The sequence below is a fragment of the Acidovorax sp. JMULE5 genome, from assembly GCF_013376875.1.
GTDB classification, from domain to species: domain Bacteria; phylum Pseudomonadota; class Gammaproteobacteria; order Burkholderiales; family Burkholderiaceae_C; genus Acidovorax; species Acidovorax facilis.
On record NZ_CP035951.1, the window covers coordinates 1,023,024 to 1,037,058 of the forward strand.

The 14,035-nt window shown below is 63.8% G+C and carries 16 protein-coding genes; 7 read left to right on the forward strand and 9 right to left on the reverse strand.

Annotated features, from left to right (window positions below):
- Positions 1 to 145 precede the first annotated feature (145 nt).
- The 3 genes from EXV95_RS04680 to EXV95_RS04690 all read right to left on the reverse strand — a co-directional run bounded on the left by EXV95_RS04680 (position 146) and on the right by EXV95_RS04690 (position 2,210).
- Positions 146 to 355: a hypothetical protein gene (locus EXV95_RS04680; RefSeq protein ID WP_176885988.1), complete on the reverse strand. Its 210-nt coding sequence runs from the start codon at positions 353 to 355 to the stop codon at positions 146 to 148.
- A 32-nt stretch (positions 356 to 387) separates the two neighbouring features.
- Positions 388 to 801, reverse strand: a complete 414-nt coding sequence (locus EXV95_RS04685; RefSeq protein ID WP_176885989.1) for a hypothetical protein — start codon at positions 799 to 801, stop codon at positions 388 to 390.
- Positions 802 to 1,313: 512 nt separating this feature from the next.
- Positions 1,314 to 2,210: a LysR family transcriptional regulator gene (locus EXV95_RS04690; protein ID WP_176885990.1), complete on the reverse strand. Its 897-nt coding sequence runs from the start codon at positions 2,208 to 2,210 to the stop codon at positions 1,314 to 1,316.
- Positions 2,211 to 2,312: 102 nt separating this feature from the next.
- Between EXV95_RS04690 and EXV95_RS04695 the strand changes: the two genes are divergently transcribed.
- Together EXV95_RS04695 and EXV95_RS04700 are read left to right on the forward strand one after the other, a co-directional pair.
- On the forward strand, positions 2,313 to 3,080 hold the full coding sequence (locus EXV95_RS04695) for an SDR family NAD(P)-dependent oxidoreductase (protein ID WP_176885991.1): 768 nt from the start codon (positions 2,313 to 2,315) through the stop codon (positions 3,078 to 3,080).
- Positions 3,081 to 3,129: 49 nt separating this feature from the next.
- Positions 3,130 to 3,738, forward strand: a complete 609-nt coding sequence (locus EXV95_RS04700; RefSeq protein ID WP_176885992.1) for an NTP transferase domain-containing protein — start codon at positions 3,130 to 3,132, stop codon at positions 3,736 to 3,738.
- A gap of 92 nt (positions 3,739 to 3,830) precedes the next feature.
- Here the strand turns inward: EXV95_RS04700 and EXV95_RS04705 are convergent, their stop codons facing one another.
- Positions 3,831 to 4,358, reverse strand: coding sequence for a superoxide dismutase family protein (locus tag EXV95_RS04705; protein WP_176885993.1), 528 nt, complete (start codon positions 4,356 to 4,358; stop codon positions 3,831 to 3,833).
- A gap of 99 nt (positions 4,359 to 4,457) precedes the next feature.
- The gene (locus EXV95_RS04710) at positions 4,458 to 5,051 is read right to left on the reverse strand and encodes a gamma-glutamylcyclotransferase (protein ID WP_176885994.1); all 594 of its coding nucleotides are present in this window, start codon (positions 5,049 to 5,051) and stop codon (positions 4,458 to 4,460) included.
- Between the two features lie 112 nt (positions 5,052 to 5,163).
- On the opposite strand from EXV95_RS04710, the gene EXV95_RS04715 reads away from it, so the two are divergent.
- Entirely contained in the window at positions 5,164 to 5,679 is a 516-nt protein-coding gene (locus EXV95_RS04715; RefSeq protein ID WP_055397915.1) for an OmpA family protein, read from the forward strand.
- Between the two features lie 129 nt (positions 5,680 to 5,808).
- On the opposite strand, the gene gloA is transcribed toward EXV95_RS04715, so the two are convergent.
- Positions 5,809 to 6,222, reverse strand: a complete 414-nt coding sequence (gene gloA / locus EXV95_RS04720; RefSeq protein ID WP_121420190.1) for a lactoylglutathione lyase — start codon at positions 6,220 to 6,222, stop codon at positions 5,809 to 5,811.
- Complete coding sequence (locus EXV95_RS04725) at positions 6,219 to 6,770, reverse strand: PaaI family thioesterase (protein ID WP_121508683.1); 552 nt, start codon at positions 6,768 to 6,770, stop codon at positions 6,219 to 6,221. Before EXV95_RS04725 ends, gloA begins: the two co-directional genes overlap by 4 nt.
- A gap of 75 nt (positions 6,771 to 6,845) precedes the next feature.
- On the opposite strand from EXV95_RS04725, the gene EXV95_RS04730 reads away from it, so the two are divergent.
- From EXV95_RS04730 to EXV95_RS04745, 4 genes are read left to right on the forward strand one after another with little or no spacing between them, the layout of a single operon-like run.
- Positions 6,846 to 7,325, forward strand: a complete 480-nt coding sequence (locus tag EXV95_RS04730; RefSeq protein WP_176885995.1) for a MarR family winged helix-turn-helix transcriptional regulator — start codon at positions 6,846 to 6,848, stop codon at positions 7,323 to 7,325.
- The gene (locus tag EXV95_RS04735; RefSeq protein WP_176885996.1) at positions 7,315 to 8,577 is read left to right on the forward strand and encodes an MFS transporter; all 1,263 of its coding nucleotides are present in this window, start codon (positions 7,315 to 7,317) and stop codon (positions 8,575 to 8,577) included. The genes EXV95_RS04730 and EXV95_RS04735 overlap by 11 nt, the downstream gene beginning before the upstream one ends.
- Before the next feature lie 40 nt (positions 8,578 to 8,617).
- Complete coding sequence (locus EXV95_RS04740; RefSeq protein WP_255484920.1) at positions 8,618 to 9,121, forward strand: MaoC family dehydratase; 504 nt, start codon at positions 8,618 to 8,620, stop codon at positions 9,119 to 9,121.
- Positions 9,105 to 10,529 carry an MATE family efflux transporter gene (locus EXV95_RS04745; protein WP_176885997.1) on the forward strand — a complete coding sequence of 475 codons (1,425 nt, stop codon included), beginning with the start codon at positions 9,105 to 9,107 and terminating at the stop codon, positions 10,527 to 10,529. Before EXV95_RS04740 ends, EXV95_RS04745 begins: the two co-directional genes overlap by 17 nt.
- Positions 10,530 to 10,605: 76 nt before the next feature.
- Here EXV95_RS04745 and EXV95_RS04750 read toward each other — a convergent pair whose 3' ends face one another.
- Together EXV95_RS04750 and EXV95_RS04755 are read right to left on the reverse strand one after the other, a co-directional pair.
- Complete coding sequence (locus tag EXV95_RS04750; RefSeq protein ID WP_176885998.1) at positions 10,606 to 11,406, reverse strand: SDR family NAD(P)-dependent oxidoreductase; 801 nt, start codon at positions 11,404 to 11,406, stop codon at positions 10,606 to 10,608.
- Positions 11,407 to 11,548: 142 nt separating this feature from the next.
- Positions 11,549 to 13,933, reverse strand: coding sequence for an EAL domain-containing protein (locus EXV95_RS04755; RefSeq protein ID WP_176885999.1), 2,385 nt, complete (start codon positions 13,931 to 13,933; stop codon positions 11,549 to 11,551).
- Positions 13,934 to 14,035: the final 102 nt, after the last annotated feature.

Genomic DNA, 14,035 nt, shown 5'->3' on the forward strand with positions numbered 1-14,035 from the left:
CTTTCACTTCTGCGCTTGGAAATCAAGCCAATTGATGCAAGCCTATTACCGATTCTGTTTTTCGATTACAGAGATTACTTTGACGATCAGTGCCCGTTGTGCGCAGCCACCAATGGTTGGTGTTACGCCGTAGGCTTGGCGGCGCTCAATCCTTGAGGTTCACCCCCAGAATTTCCAGTTTTTTCGCAAACGAGTCTCTGCGTTTTGCGGCTTTTTCCGCTGTTTCGGTGGCGGCTTGTATTGCCTTGGGGCCTTTATTTGCAGCAGCTTTGATCAGCCCAAACTTGTGAGCGGCATCCGCCTCGGCTCGCTTGAACGTGGCAATCAGTTCAGCATGCGCAATGGGTGGATTCACAGTGGCTCCTATATCGATCAGCGTCGTGATTCTTAAATTTGGACGTTGGTGCGAAGCAAGGCTGTTTTCAATTCGCGCGTGGCCGGTTTTGATATATCCACCTTTTGCACCGCCAGGTCGAAAGAAGAGCCTGGCTTGATGCTGATTGGCAGTATCTTTTTGGCTGGCAGCTTGGCAGGGTACGTTCCTTGACCTGGACACATGCGAACGGAAAACCCGAATTCTTCGAGCACGCCTTTCGCATACAACTCCGCTAATTGTTGAAACGTCACGAAGGTTGAACGTTTCACGTCTTTGAATCCTGGCTGGCTGACGTCACGAACGAGTTCGAATTTGCCAAGTGAATCGCGCTGTGTATCGGTAAAAGGATGCAGCAAGAAAGTCTGACGAACGCCATCCTTTTTGGACACCAAAGTGTGCTCGACGGCTATATCGGTTAACAGCATATTGTTTTTCTAGCTTCGCGAACTGCAGTTTGCACGGCCGCATCAGCCGACGTACCACCCAAAGTCGCAGATTTTTTTTCAGTCCCCGTTACCGGGGAGCCAATGCCCCTTGGGATGTGAGGTGCGCGATGCGGGCAGAAATCACCCGGAGGGCGGGGACTTTAACTGAAGGGCAGGCAATGGCCGATCTCTATTGCACGGCAAACAGACCGCTTCGGGTCGAAAACTGCTGGCCAATGGAAATCGAGCCCAAGTCCGAAATCAGCATGAAGCCGTCTGTCGCGCAGCAGGTCGCTGAAGTAGCGCACATGGGTGGTCAGGTCTGGCTAGCGCCAGGCGTGCTGGGCGCCTTGCTCGGCCGCAAAGTGGAAGTCGCTGGTTACGCCATCGGGGTAGGTTTGCAGGGTGGCAAAGCGGTATTGGCTTTCGTAGCGCCGCATCAGCGGTTTGGAGAACGATTCGAGCGCGCGGTCATACGCCGCACGCCCTCCCGCTTGCGCCTTGACTACCCATCAACCCGGCCACTGCGCGGCTTTGACCATTTCGATAAACGCCGCCAACGTGGCTGTGGGCAGCTTGCGGCTGGGGTAGTACAGATAGAAACCCGGAATCGGCGGGCACCAGTCATCCAGCACGCTGACCAGCGCTCCGCTGGCCAGGGCCGCGCGGGCGTAGGGCTCGTACATGTAGGCAAAGCCCACGCCGGCCAACGCGGCCTGCAGCATGAGCGGCATCTCGCCCACCGTCAGGCGGCCTTCCACGTCCACCGCTACCTTCTCTCCGGCTTTTTCGAACTCCCACGCGTAGCGCGCGCCGCTGGGAAACCGGATGCGCACGCAGGGCAGGGTGAGCAGGTCGCGGGGCGTGTGCGGGGTGCCCACACGCTCTAGCAACGCGGGCGCACCCACCACCATCAGGCGCTGGGCGGAGCCCAGGGGCAGGGCCACCATGTCCTGTTGCAGGCTTTCGCCATAGCGCACACCGGCATCGAAGCCCCCTGCCACGATGTCCACAAAGCCATCGTCCAGCACCAGCTCCACCTCGGCCTTGGGGTGGCGGGTCAGAAACTCGGCCACCAAGGGGCCCAGCACCAGCTCGCCCGCGGGGCGAGGGGCGTTGATGCGCAGCAGGCCCTGTGGGGTGTCGCGAAAATCGTTGATGCCGTCGATGGCGGCAGCGATGTCCTGCAGCGCCGGGCCCACGCGGTCCAGCAGCTGGCGCCCAGCGGGGGTGAGGGACACGCTGCGGGTGGTGCGGCTGAACATGCGCACGCCCAGCCGTTCTTCGATGGAGCGCACGGCATGGCTCACGGCCGAGGCGGACAGGTCCAGCTCTTGCGCGGCCATGCGAAAGCTGAGGTGTCGTGCCACGGTGCTGAGGAGTTTGAGATCGGCCAGGTCCAGGTTCATTGGTGAATCATATTCACCAACCAATCCATTTTTTGGCTATTTATGCGTGATGAATGCGTCAATAAGCTAGCCGCTGATTTGCACAACCCAAGGAGAAACAACATGCAAAACAGCGAATGGAATCTGGCTGGCAAGGCCATCCTGGTCACCGGTGCCTCGTCTGGCATTGGCGCGGCCACGGCCGTGGCCCTGGGGCGCCAGCGCGCCCGTGTGGTGCTGGCCGCGCGCCGCGTGGCCGACTGCGAAGCCGTGGCCCAGCAGGTGCGGGCCGCAGGCGGGGAGGCCTGGGTCACGCCCGTGGACGTGACGGACGAGACCAGCGTGCAGCGTTGTGTCGAGGCCACCGTAAAGCGCTTTGGGCGGCTGGACGGCGCTTTCAACAATGCGGGGGCGCTGGGCACGGGCGCGCCGCTGCACACGCTGGCAGCGGCCGATGTTCAGGCGGTGTTGCAGGCCAACGTGATGGGCATCTTCCACGCCATGAAGCACCAGATTGCGGCCATGCTGAGCACCGGTGGCGGTGCCATCGTGAACAACTTGTCGATCTCGTCCGGCGTGGCGTTTGCGGGCATCTCGGCCTACACAGCCAGCAAACACGCGGCCCTGGGCCTGACGCGCAACGCTGCGCTGGAATATTTTCAGCAGGGCATCCGAGTGAACGCCGTGAGCCCGGGGCCCACCATCACGCCCATGGCGCTGGCGGGTTTTGGCGGCGAGGACAACATGCGCGCCGCCCTGCAGTCATCGCCCGCAGGGCGCCCCGCGCGGCCCGAGGACATGGCCGGGCCGGTGCTGTTGTTGCTGTCGGAAGCGGCCAGCTACGTGAGCGGGCACAACCTGGTGGTGGATGGCGGCTATACGCTGGCTTGAGTCAGCTTGGGCAGGGCAGGGCGAAGCCGTTGGCTTAGCATGGCGCGATATGCCTACCCAGCCTGCCACCATCAACACCGCCACTCCTTGCACCACCACCACCCCGCCCGGCCTGCCCGTGGTGCTGGTGCTGGCCTCCGGCCGGGGCGATCGGTTTGTGGCATCGGGCGGGCAGGTGCACAAGCTGCGCGCATTGTTGGCGGGGGTGCCGGTGCTGGAGCACACGCTGGCCGCCGTGCGCGCCAGCGGGCTGGCCTGGCACCTGGAGGATGTGGGCCATCCGGGCATGGGCGATTCGATTGCGGCGGCGGTGCGGGCCACGTCCCATGCGGCGGGCTGGCTGGTGTTGCCGGGAGATCTGCCTATGGTGCGGCCTGACACCCTGCAAATGCTGGCACAGGCCGTGGCGAAGAGGGCGGTGACGGTGCCGTTTTTTCACGGCGAGCGCGGCCACCCCGTGGGATTTGCTGCGCACTGCTTGCCGGATCTGCTGGCCCTGTCGGGCGAGCAAGGTGCCGCCAGCGTGGTGCGCAAGTTTGCTCAGCAAGGGCAGGTGCAAACCCTGGCGGTGGAGGACGAGGGCACGGTGACGGACATTGACACCGTGCAGGATCTGGTGCGCGCCGAACGCCTCCTTGCCAGCCGTCCACCGGCCTGATCTGCCAAAAACCAAACCCGCCGGCCATCTCTGGCGGGCGGGTTGCGGGGGAGGGGCGGTTCAGGCCCAAGAGCCCGTAGCAGCCTCTTAGTTTATGACTTGGCGGCAATGACCGCACAGGCCAGACGGGGACCGGCATTGCCAGTGGGCTGGGTCTTGTAGTCGTCCGGGTCGCGGTGCACGATCAGGCCCTTGCCGACGATGTCATTGGCCGTGCTGCCGACGCGGATCGTGCGCGACTCAAAGCTGAAACTGGCCACGCCATTGGCATCGGCCTTGAGGCTGGGCAGGTCGCCCGTGTGGTGGTCGCCCATGCCGTGGTGGCCGTGGGATTTGCCGCCGGGGTTGAAGTGGCCGCCGGTGCTCATGCCGTCGCCGCTGCTGCAGTCGCCTTTTTCATGCACATGAAAGCCGTGCTCGGCATTGGGCTTGAGACCGCTGATGGAGCCAGACACCTTCACCACGTCGCCCGACTGCACGAACGTGACCGTGCCAGCGGTGGTGTTGCCGCGCGTGGGTTCGAGTTTGGCGGTGGCGCTGGGCCCTGAGGTATAGGCTGCACAGCCCGCCAAGGCCAGCGCCGTAACGGATGACAGGACAAAAGCGAAACGGATCTTCATGACTCAAACTCCTTAGAACAATGAAACCACCCGGTATTTAACCTGGCACCGAGGCGCAGTCTCCCCGTCGGGCCCATGCGCGTCCAGCAAAGATGTGCACTATGCCTCTTTTTGGGCCAGCGCAATCAAACGGGCCAGGGCCCGGTCATGGATGCCGTGCCTGCGCAGCTCGTCATACGTGGCCTGGGCGTAGTCCCGCGTGGTGCCATAGCGCCCACAGGCCTGCTCAAAAATACGGCAGTACTCTTGGTCGGGCAGCTCGCCCGTGTGGTTGGGGCTTTTGCGCGACAGGGTGAAGGCCAGCGCGCGCACCGGGCCGTGCGGGGTGTGGCATGCGAGCCAGCGCGGGTCGTACACGGCGGTGATCATCTCTCGCTGCCACAGGTTGATCATGACCTGCCGCGCATGCGCCTTGTCCACACGGAACACCATGCCCCGGCAACTGCCGCCCGAGAGCATGCCAAACACCAGGCCCGGGCATTCGGGCGTGCCCCGGTTGATACGGCTCCACATCTTGAGCGCCCGGTGCCAGCCATGCACCTTGGCCGGGCGGCGCTCGGCATAGTCGAAGTCCGGGCGCCAGATGAGCGAGCCGTAGCCAAAGATCCACAGGTCTTCGTGACCACCCCATTCGTTCAGGGCGCGCTCCAGCATGGGGGCCGGATCTCGCGGCGGGGCGGGCAGGTTCGTCATGGGTTCACTCTACAATCGAAAGCTTTGCTTTAACGCTCTGGGGACTTGTGTTTGCAGGTTTTGCCACTGCCCCAGCATCCATTCTTTTTCTTAATCACTGCAGGAATCTCCAATGTCTAGTTCTGACGACGATAGCCAACAACGTTTTGCCCTGGGTTTCCTGTTCGCACTCATTGCGCTGGTGATCTCGGTGGTGGTCGGCACCGTGGTGGTCAAGCGCGTGGGCACTTCGGGTGCCGCCAAGCCTGCTGCGACGGCTTTGGCAGACAGCGCACCCGCCGCATCGGTCGTGTTGGAAGAAGCCAGCGTGCGTGTGGAAGACGGTGTGGTGAAGTTCTACTTTGCCACCGCCAAGGCAGAACTGGCCCCTGGCGCCGACGAAGTCCTGGCTGATGTGGTCAAGGGTGTGGCCGAGGGCAAGAAGGCTGTGATCTCGGGCTTTCACGACGCCACGGGTGACGCAGCCCTGAACGCCGAGCTGGCCAAGCAGCGCGCCTTTGCGGTGCGCGATGCGCTCAAGGCCCTGGGCGTGGCGGAAGACAAGATCGAGCTGAAGAAGCCTGAGGAAACCACCGCCACCGGCACCAACGCCGAAGCGCGCCGCGTGGAAGTGGCACTGGGCGCTTGAGGCCTGCGTAATGACCTGCAGCAGGTCGCTCCATAAAAAAACCCGGCAGTGCCGGGTTTTTTACTGAGTCAAATTTTCCTCTAGCGCTTATCCATCATGCGCTAGTAGCTATATATTTGATAGTGATGATTAACGCAAACCTGCGCCACCAGCCCCCTCGGTGCGCTGGATCAATTCAATCTTGTAGCCATCCGGGTCCGTCACAAAGGCGATGACTGTGGTGCCGCCTTTGACCGGGCCCGCTTCGCGCGTCACGTTGCCGCCCGAGGCCTTGATCTTCTCGCACGCCGCGTAAGCATCCGGAACACCCAGAGCGATGTGGCCATAGGCAGTGCCCATCTCGTAGCTTTCCACGCCCCAGTTGTAGGTCAGCTCTATCTCGGCCTGGCCGGGGTTGCCGCCTTCGAAACCGAGGAAGGCCAGCGAGTATTTGTACTCGGGGTTCTCGGACTGGCGCAGCAGCTGCATGCCCAGAACGTTGGTGTAGAAATCAATCGAGCGTTGAAGGTTGCCAACGCGCAGCATCGTGTGGAGGAATTTCATCCCTTCGATTGTGCAGGCATGTCAAAAACCAGGCAGGTGGTGGTGGCGTGGGCGTACAGCGTGCCGTCCGGCCCCACGAGGCGCGCTTCGGCCGTGGCCAACTGGCGCCCGCTGTGGATCACCCGGCCTTCGGCGCGCACACGCTGCACCTTGGGCGTGATGGCCTTGACCAGGTTGATGCCCAGCTCGGCCGTGGTGTAGCCCCGCCCGGGCTCCATGCGCGTATGGATGGAGCAGCCCAGGGCCGAGTCGAGCAGGGTGGCGAACCAGCCGCCGTGCACGGTGCCCATGGGATTGAGGTGCTCAGCGCGGGGCGTGCCCTGGAAGATGGCTGTGCCTTCGCCCACTTCCACGATCAAGAAGTCCAGCGTCTTGGCGATGGCGGCGTAGGGCAGTTCGCCGCGCAGCATGGCCTGCATCTGCTGCAGTCCGTTCAGGTGGGCGATCTGCTCGCGCCGGGCCACGCCAGGGCCGGGGCCTGCGTCCAGGGTGGCGAGGATGTCGCGCTCTTGTGCAAGCCAGTGTTCCAGTTGGTTGTGCTGTGTCATTGGGGGTGTCCGGGTTGTTGGCGGGGTTTACATGCATGAGTTGTATATGCAATTATTGCAGATACAATTAAATCCATGCAAGCCGAACCAACCACCCTGGCCCCCGTGCTGCCACGGGGCTGCACCAACTTCAAGCTGCGCCAGCTGATGCGCCGCATAGCCGCGCACTACGACGCCGAAATGGCGAAGTGCGGGCTCAAGACCACGCAGTATTCGCTGCTGTCGCATGTGCTCACGCTGGGGCCTATCCGCCCGAGCGACCTGGCGATGGCCATGAAGATGGATGCGTCCACGCTGACGCGCAACCTGCGCCCCCTGGTGGATGCAGGGTGGGTCACATTGGAGGCGGGCGCCGATGCTCGCAGCCGCCTGGCCCACATCACCGACGCAGGTCGCGAAAAACGTGCCGAGGCGCAGCGCCACTGGAAGGCTGCGCAACTCGCGCTGAATGAAACGCTGGGCGTGGAACGCGTGATGGCGCTGCATGCGCTGGTGGACGACTCGCTCGATTTGCTGGCAGCACTGCCAGTGCAGGAGGCTGGGCATGACGAATAACGACACCCCTCCGGTCGTCGCAGCCAAGTCCGCCGCGCCACTGGCCCTGTGGCTCGTGCTGCTGGCCGCCGCTGGCGCCTTTGCGCTCACCATGGGCACGCGCCAGACCATGGGCCTGTTCCTGTCGGCGCTCAACACCTCCACGGCATTGGGCATTGGCAGCATCAGTCTTGCCTTTGCGTTTGGCCAGCTGTGGTGGGGGCTGACGCAGCCGTTTGCAGGGGCTGTGGCCGACCGCATTGGCACGGGCCGTGTGATCCTGCTGGGCGTGGCGCTGGTGGCGCTGGGCACTTTCATCACGCCGTACATGACGACCACGGCCGGGCTGATTTTTGCGATTGGCGTGCTGGCGGCAGGCGGCGCGGGCATGGCCGGGCCGTCGGTGCTGATGGCGGCCACGGCGCGGCTGGTGCCCGCCAGCAAGCGCGGGCTGGCCAGTGGCATCGTGAACGCGGGTGGCTCGTTCGGGCAGTTCTTGATGGCGCCCATTGCAATCAGCCTGACCGCCGCCGTGGGCTGGGCCAGCGCCATGCAGTGGCTGGGTGTGCTGGTGCTGCTGGCGCTGCCTGCGGTGTGGGTGCTCAAGGGCAATTCCAACGCGCTGGCGGCGCAGGCTGCCGCTGCATCCGGCCAGAAGGCACTGACGGCGCGCGAGGCAATTGCCCAAGCGCTGGCCACGCCCAGCTACCGATATCTGGCAGCGGGGTTTTTGGTGTGCGGGTTCCACGTCGCGTTTTTGGCCACGCACTTGCCCGGCGTTATCGCAGCTTGCGGGTTGGCGCCCGAGGTGGGCGGCTGGGCGCTGGCCGTCATCGGGCTGTTCAACATTGTGGGCAGCCTGGCCATGGGCTGGGCAGTAGGCCGCTGGCGCATGAAGTCGCTGTTGTCGCTGCTGTACGCCACGCGCGGTCTGGCGGTGCTGATTTTCTTGTTCGCGCCCAAGACACCGGCTGTGGTGCTGATCTTCGCCGCCGTGATGGGGGTGACGTTCCTCTCCACCGTGCCGCCCACCGCCGGGCTGGTGGCCAAGATGTTCGGCACGGCCAACATGGCCATGCTGTTCGGCATCGTGATGCTGTCGCACCAGATTGGCGGCTTCTTCGGTGCCTATCTGGGCGGCAGCGTGTTCCAGGCCACGGGCAGCTACGACTGGGTCTGGTACATCGACATCGTGCTGGCCGTGGGCGCGGCACTGATCAATCTGCCCATCCGTGAGGCGCGATTGGCGCGCCCTGCGGCCTCCGCCGCCTGAGCCCACACGGCATCCATCCTCTTGACTGAAAGCCAATGACATGACGGACCCCCACGCCCGCAGCGCCTCCATGGCCGGCAAATCACCGATCTACCTGGACGACCTTGCCGTGGGCGACCAGTTCAAAAGTGGCGAACATGCCATGGATGAAGCGCAGATCACCAGCTTTGCCGCCCAGTTCGACCCGCAGCCGTTTCATCTGGATGACGCCGCAGCGCGTGACACGCTGTTTGGCGGCTTGGCCGCCAGCGGCTGGCACACGGCGGCCGTGACCATGCGCCTGCAGGTGACCAGTGGGCTACCCATTGCGGGCGGCATCATCGGGGCAGGGGGCGAGTTGAGCTGGCCCCGGCCCACGCGCGCCAACGATGTGCTGCATGTGGTGAGCGAGGTGCTGGAGATCCAGCCGTCCAAATCCAAGCCCGATCGCGGCATGGTCACCGTGCGCAGTGAGACCCGCAACCAGCATGGCGATGTGCTGCAGCTGTCTACCGTGCGCATCGTGGTGCCGCGCAGGCCTGCGGCCGATGGGGCAGGGGCTTGATGTGACCGATGCACTGAACCCCCGCACCCGCATGCTGCTGGAGGCGCCCATCGCCCCCACGCTGCTGCGCCTGGCCGCACCCAATGTGCTGGTGATGCTGGCGCAAGCGGGCGTCGGGCTCATCGAGACCTACTTTGTCGGCAAGCTGGGCACCGATGCGCTGGCGGGCATGGCGCTGGTGTTCCCGGTCGTCATGCTGATGCAGATGACTTCCGCCGGTGCCATGGGCGGCGGCATTGCGTCGGCCATTGCGCGTGCCTTGGGCGCTCGGCGACGGGATGATGCCGACGCCCTGGTGCTGCACTCCTTGGTCATTGCGGCGGTGTTCTCGCTGATCTTTACAGTCGGCGTGGTGGGAGGAGGGCGCTGGCTTTACACCCGCATGGGCGGCACCGGTGGCGCGCTGGATGCGGCGCTGGTCTATTCCAACTGGGTGTTTGCGGGCGCGTTTCTGGTGTGGCTGTTCAACACGCTTTCGGCCGTCATTCGGGGCACGGGCAACATGGCCGTGCCTGCCTATGTCACGGTGCTGGGCGCCTTCGTGCTGGTGCCGCTGTCACCGTTGTTGATCTTTGGCTGGGGCCCCGTGCCCGGCCTGGGCATTGCAGGCGGGGCCATTGCGCTGATGGCGTACTACCTGATCGGCAGCGTGGTGCTGGCCGCCTATCTGTGGTCGCCGCGCAGCCTGCTGCGGCCATCGTTGGCGCACATCCGGTTTCACTGGGTGCTGTTCAAGGACATCCTGCGGGTCGGGTTGGTGGGCACCGTGTCGACCGTGGCCACCAATGTGGCGATTGGGGTGACCACCGCGCTGGTCGGCGGTTTTGGCACGGCGGCCATTGCCGGGTATGGCACCGCATCGCGGCTTGAGTATCTGCTGGTGCCCCTGGTATTTGGCCTGGGCGCGCCGTTGGTGGCCATGGTCGGCACCTGCATCGGCGCGGGCCAGCGTGAGCGCGCCCTGCGCGCCACCTGGATCGGCGCGGCCATCGCTTTTGCAATGGCCGAGGCGATTGGTCTGTGGGCGGCGGCGTTTCCCCATGCGTGGCTGTCGCTTTTCAACAGCGACCCCGCGATGCTGGAGGCGGGCGCGCTGTATCTGCGTACCGTCGGGCCCGTATACGGCTTTTTCGGCTTGGGCTTGGTGCTGTACTTTGCCTCCCAAGGGGCTGGGCGCTTGCTCTGGCCCGTCATCGGCAACATCACGCGCTTGGCGGTGGCCGTGACTGGCGGCTGGCTGGCGCTGCGCTGGGGTGGTGGTTTGGCGGCGGTGTTTGCCGCACAAGCCGTGGCGCTGGTGCTGTACGGCGTGGTCAACGCCTGGGCGATTGCAGGTGGCGCCTGGTTCGGTCCGGTCGGCTGGCCACGCAGCATGGCGGGCCTGCTGCGGCGCATGCCACAGGCATAGAAATACAACAAAAAATGGCCGCTAGCGCTTACCCATCAAGCGCTAATAGCTATCAATTTTGTAGTATTTCTTTGAATCAGACCGGAACGGTGTAATTCAGCGTCATGCGCCCGCCATCCACGGTCACGATCTCGCCGGTCACATAACTTGCGGCGTCGCTGGCCAGCCAGGCCACCACATCGGCAATCTCCGACGGCTCGCCCAGCCGCTTCATGGGCGTGCGGCTCATGATCTTGTTCTTGGCCTCATCGCTGGTCAGCACCGCCTTGGCGGCCAGCTCGGTGGCGATGGTGCCCGGGGCCACGGCGTTAACACGGATGTTCTTGTCGGCCAGCGCCAGGGCCATCACCCGCGTGAGTTGGTTCACGCCGCCCTTGCTCACGTTGTAGCTGGAGATATTGGGAATGGTCAGCACACCGTTGACCGAGCTCATGTTGACGATAGAACCGCCACCCGATGAGACCATGGCCCGGGCCACGGCCTGGCCGACGAGGAACGAGCCCTTGAGGTTGACCCGCAGCACGGCATCAAAGTCGGCCTCGGTCACCTCCAGAAAATCCGCCGCGCGGAAGATGCCAGCGTTGTTCACCAGCACGTCGATGCGTCCGTGGGCGGCCAGCACCTGGGCGACCAGCGCATCCACCTGCGCCTTGTCACCCACATCACAGCGCACATACAGCGCGCCCAGTTCCGCAGCCAGGGCCTGGCCGCGCGCATCGTCCACATCTACGATCACCGGTTTGGCGCCTTCAACTGCAAAGCGGCGGACGCAGGCTTCACCAATGCCTTGCGCGCCACCGGTAACGATGCAGACGCGGCCTGTGTGGCCAAAGTGAATGGAAGACCGGAGGGATGGGGCGGGGCTTGTAGGATTCATGGGCGTGGATGGTAGCGGGTGGGGGAGGAGGGTGGAGCCGGAAACCTGCATTCGCTTCGAGTTACCGCCAGTTCGCGGGCCCAAGGGCGATCCATGCCTGTTTTTGCTTTCTGCGGGGTTTGCAAGGAAGCCCCGCAGACAGTCAGCGCACCGGCTGCCGGGCACCAACCCACTCAAGCGGCGGCTGCCACGCCCGGATCCAGCGGATCAGATCCGGCAGCGGCATCGGCCTGGCAATGCCATAGCCCTGCAGGCCATCGCACCCCAGATCGCGCAGTGCCTCGGCATGGGCCGGGGTTTCCACGCCTTCCGCCACCACGGTGCGGTTGAATGCGTGGGCCAGGCTCACGATGCCGCGCACCAGGGCGCGATCGCGCTCGTTGTCGAGCATCTCGCGCACGAAGGACTGGTCGATCTTCACGATCTGTGCGGGCAGGCGTTGCAGATAGGTGAGCGATGAGTAGCCCGTGCCGAAGTCGTCGATGGAGCAGTGCACGCCCAGATCGTCCAGCCCCTGGATGACATAGGCCACGGCCGAGAGATCGTTGAAGGTTTCGGTTTCCAGCAACTCGACCTCCAGAAAAGGCTGGGGCAGGGTCGGGTGCTGCTTGAGCAGTCGCGCGACTTCCTGCTGAAACTGGCTGTCGATCAGTGTGGGCACTGCGATGTTGATGCTCAAGGGCAGGGGGCAGCCCTGGGTGACGAGCGTGTGCCCGGCTTTGAATGCAGCGTCCAGCACCCAATAGTCCAGTTTGCCGGAAGCAGGGGTGCCCACAATGTCATCCATAAACGCACCCGGCGCCAGCAGCCCCCGCTCGGGATGGTGCCACCGGATCAAGGATTCGGCACCAATCACCTGCCCATCCGAGATTCTGACCTTGGGCTGAAAAAACAGCTCCATCTCGCCTTGCAGCAGGGCGTCTTCGACCAGCTTGGCCGTGTGCCTGCGCGCTTGCAGCCGCTGGCCCTGCTGGACGTCGAACACCGCGATCCGGTCCTTGCCTTGTTCCTTGGCCGCATACAGCGCCAGGTCTGCATGGCGCAGTAGGCCGTCAGCGTCCCCCAGATCATCGGGATAGAACGTGACCCCGGCGCTGCAGGTCAGGCGCAGTTGCACATTGTCCAGAACGGCCGTCCGCGCGAGCGACTGGCGCAGGCCCTCCAGCCGCTGCATGGCGGCTTCGGTGTGCGCGCAGTCTTTCAGTGCCACGGCGAATTCATCGCCGCCAATGCGGCCAATGAGGTTGTCTGGCCCCGTCTCGACCCTGAGGCGCTGTGCAAAAACTCGGAGGTACTGGTCTGCCAGGGGCTGGCCCCATTGCTCGTTGAGGTCCTTGAACTGGTCGATGTCCAGCAAACACAGGGCCAGGATGCCATTGGTTTCGATGCGTTTCTGGAGGGTCGCATTCAGCTCCTTGGCAAAAAGGCGGCGGCTGGACAGGCCGGTGAGGGCGTCGTAGTTGCCAAACTGCTGCAGGGCCTGCTCCAGGCGGCGCTGCTCGGTCACATCCTTGCCCACAGACACCCATTTGCGCACGACGCCGTCCGGGTCCTTGATGCCTTCGATGGTGACCTCCGAGACAAAGGCTTCGCCGTTTTTACGGCGCCTGACCAGTTCGCCATGCCATCGGCCGTCTCGCTCGATGGCCTGCGCGACGCGGCGCAGGAATGTGGATTCGCCCCCTTCGTCGAGGCGCAGGACGGCAGATGACTTGCCAATCAGTTCTTCACGCGAGTAGCCCAAAACGTTGCTGTAGGTCGGGTTGACATCCAGCACGGTGCCGTCCGGTTGCACGATGGCAATCGTGTCCTTGCTGTTGACGAACACGCTGGCGGCCTGCCGCGCTTCGGCCAGCATGGTCTTCAAGGTCTCGGCTGTCTGCTCCAGGGTCTCTTCGCGCTGGTTGAGTTTTTGCGTGTTGTCCAGAAGAAACCCCAGCAGCACCGTGCCGATGGGGTAGATCACCACCACAGCCATCCAGGAGCGCGCTGTGACCGCCCGCGCAATCTCAGGCGGCAAGGTCTGTATCGCCAGCATGCCGCCAGCCGCCAGGCTCAAGCCGAGTCCGACCAGCCAGACCCCAACGGACAAGGCTCCAAAACGCAGTGGAGAAAAGTAAGGCCTGTGGCGCTGCCAGAGCCACCCGATGCCCGTGGTCAAAACAATGCCGACCATGGCCGGGCCGCTGCCGATGCCGCCCAGGCTGAGCCGGTAGGCGCCGAGCACCACAGCGCACAGCACAGCACCCAAGGGCGACAGATAGGCGCCGGCCAGACCCGCCATCACCAACCTGGCGTCAACGATCACGCCTTCGGCCAGCCGCAAAGGCACGAGCATGGTCAGGATGCCGGTGACTCCGAACATCAGCCCTGTGATCCAGGGCAACCATCGTTGCCGCGCTTTCCGAATGCCCAGGTCGGGATGGCGCAAGCCACTCAGGACAATGCTGTACAGCGCGGCCAGAAAACACAGCAGGCCCGCGTTCATTCCCATGTCCCGAATCAAAGACGTGGTGTCGATGTTCATGGCGCCTTCTCGTGCGATTGGTGGGCCATCATAAGGAATGGCACGGTCCCATGTGACGCTATCTTCTATAGTAGATACGATGTATATTATGTTAAATCACAA

Bases quoted from the DNA above. Each gene is read 5' to 3' on its own strand.
- EXV95_RS04685 (WP_176885989.1), bottom strand. From the start codon at position 801: ATGCTGTTAACCGATATAGCCGTCGAGCACACTTTGGTGTCCAAAAAG.
- EXV95_RS04690 (WP_176885990.1), bottom strand. From the start codon at position 2,210: ATGAACCTGGACCTGGCCGATCTCAAACTCCTCAGCACCGTGGCACGA.
- EXV95_RS04695 (WP_176885991.1), top strand. From the start codon at position 2,313: ATGCAAAACAGCGAATGGAATCTGGCTGGCAAGGCCATCCTGGTCACC.
- EXV95_RS04700 (WP_176885992.1), top strand. From the start codon at position 3,130: ATGCCTACCCAGCCTGCCACCATCAACACCGCCACTCCTTGCACCACC.
- EXV95_RS04705 (WP_176885993.1), bottom strand. From the start codon at position 4,358: ATGAAGATCCGTTTCGCTTTTGTCCTGTCATCCGTTACGGCGCTGGCC.
- EXV95_RS04710 (WP_176885994.1), bottom strand. From the start codon at position 5,051: ATGACGAACCTGCCCGCCCCGCCGCGAGATCCGGCCCCCATGCTGGAG.
- EXV95_RS04715 (WP_055397915.1), top strand. From the start codon at position 5,164: ATGTCTAGTTCTGACGACGATAGCCAACAACGTTTTGCCCTGGGTTTC.
- gloA (WP_121420190.1), bottom strand. From the start codon at position 6,222: ATGAAATTCCTCCACACGATGCTGCGCGTTGGCAACCTTCAACGCTCG.
- EXV95_RS04725 (WP_121508683.1), bottom strand. From the start codon at position 6,770: ATGACACAGCACAACCAACTGGAACACTGGCTTGCACAAGAGCGCGAC.
- EXV95_RS04730 (WP_176885995.1), top strand. From the start codon at position 6,846: ATGCAAGCCGAACCAACCACCCTGGCCCCCGTGCTGCCACGGGGCTGC.
- EXV95_RS04735 (WP_176885996.1), top strand. From the start codon at position 7,315: ATGACGAATAACGACACCCCTCCGGTCGTCGCAGCCAAGTCCGCCGCG.
- EXV95_RS04740 (WP_255484920.1), top strand. From the start codon at position 8,618: ATGACGGACCCCCACGCCCGCAGCGCCTCCATGGCCGGCAAATCACCG.
- EXV95_RS04745 (WP_176885997.1), top strand. From the start codon at position 9,105: ATGGGGCAGGGGCTTGATGTGACCGATGCACTGAACCCCCGCACCCGC.
- EXV95_RS04750 (WP_176885998.1), bottom strand. From the start codon at position 11,406: ATGAATCCTACAAGCCCCGCCCCATCCCTCCGGTCTTCCATTCACTTT.
- EXV95_RS04755 (WP_176885999.1), bottom strand. From the start codon at position 13,933: ATGAACATCGACACCACGTCTTTGATTCGGGACATGGGAATGAACGCG.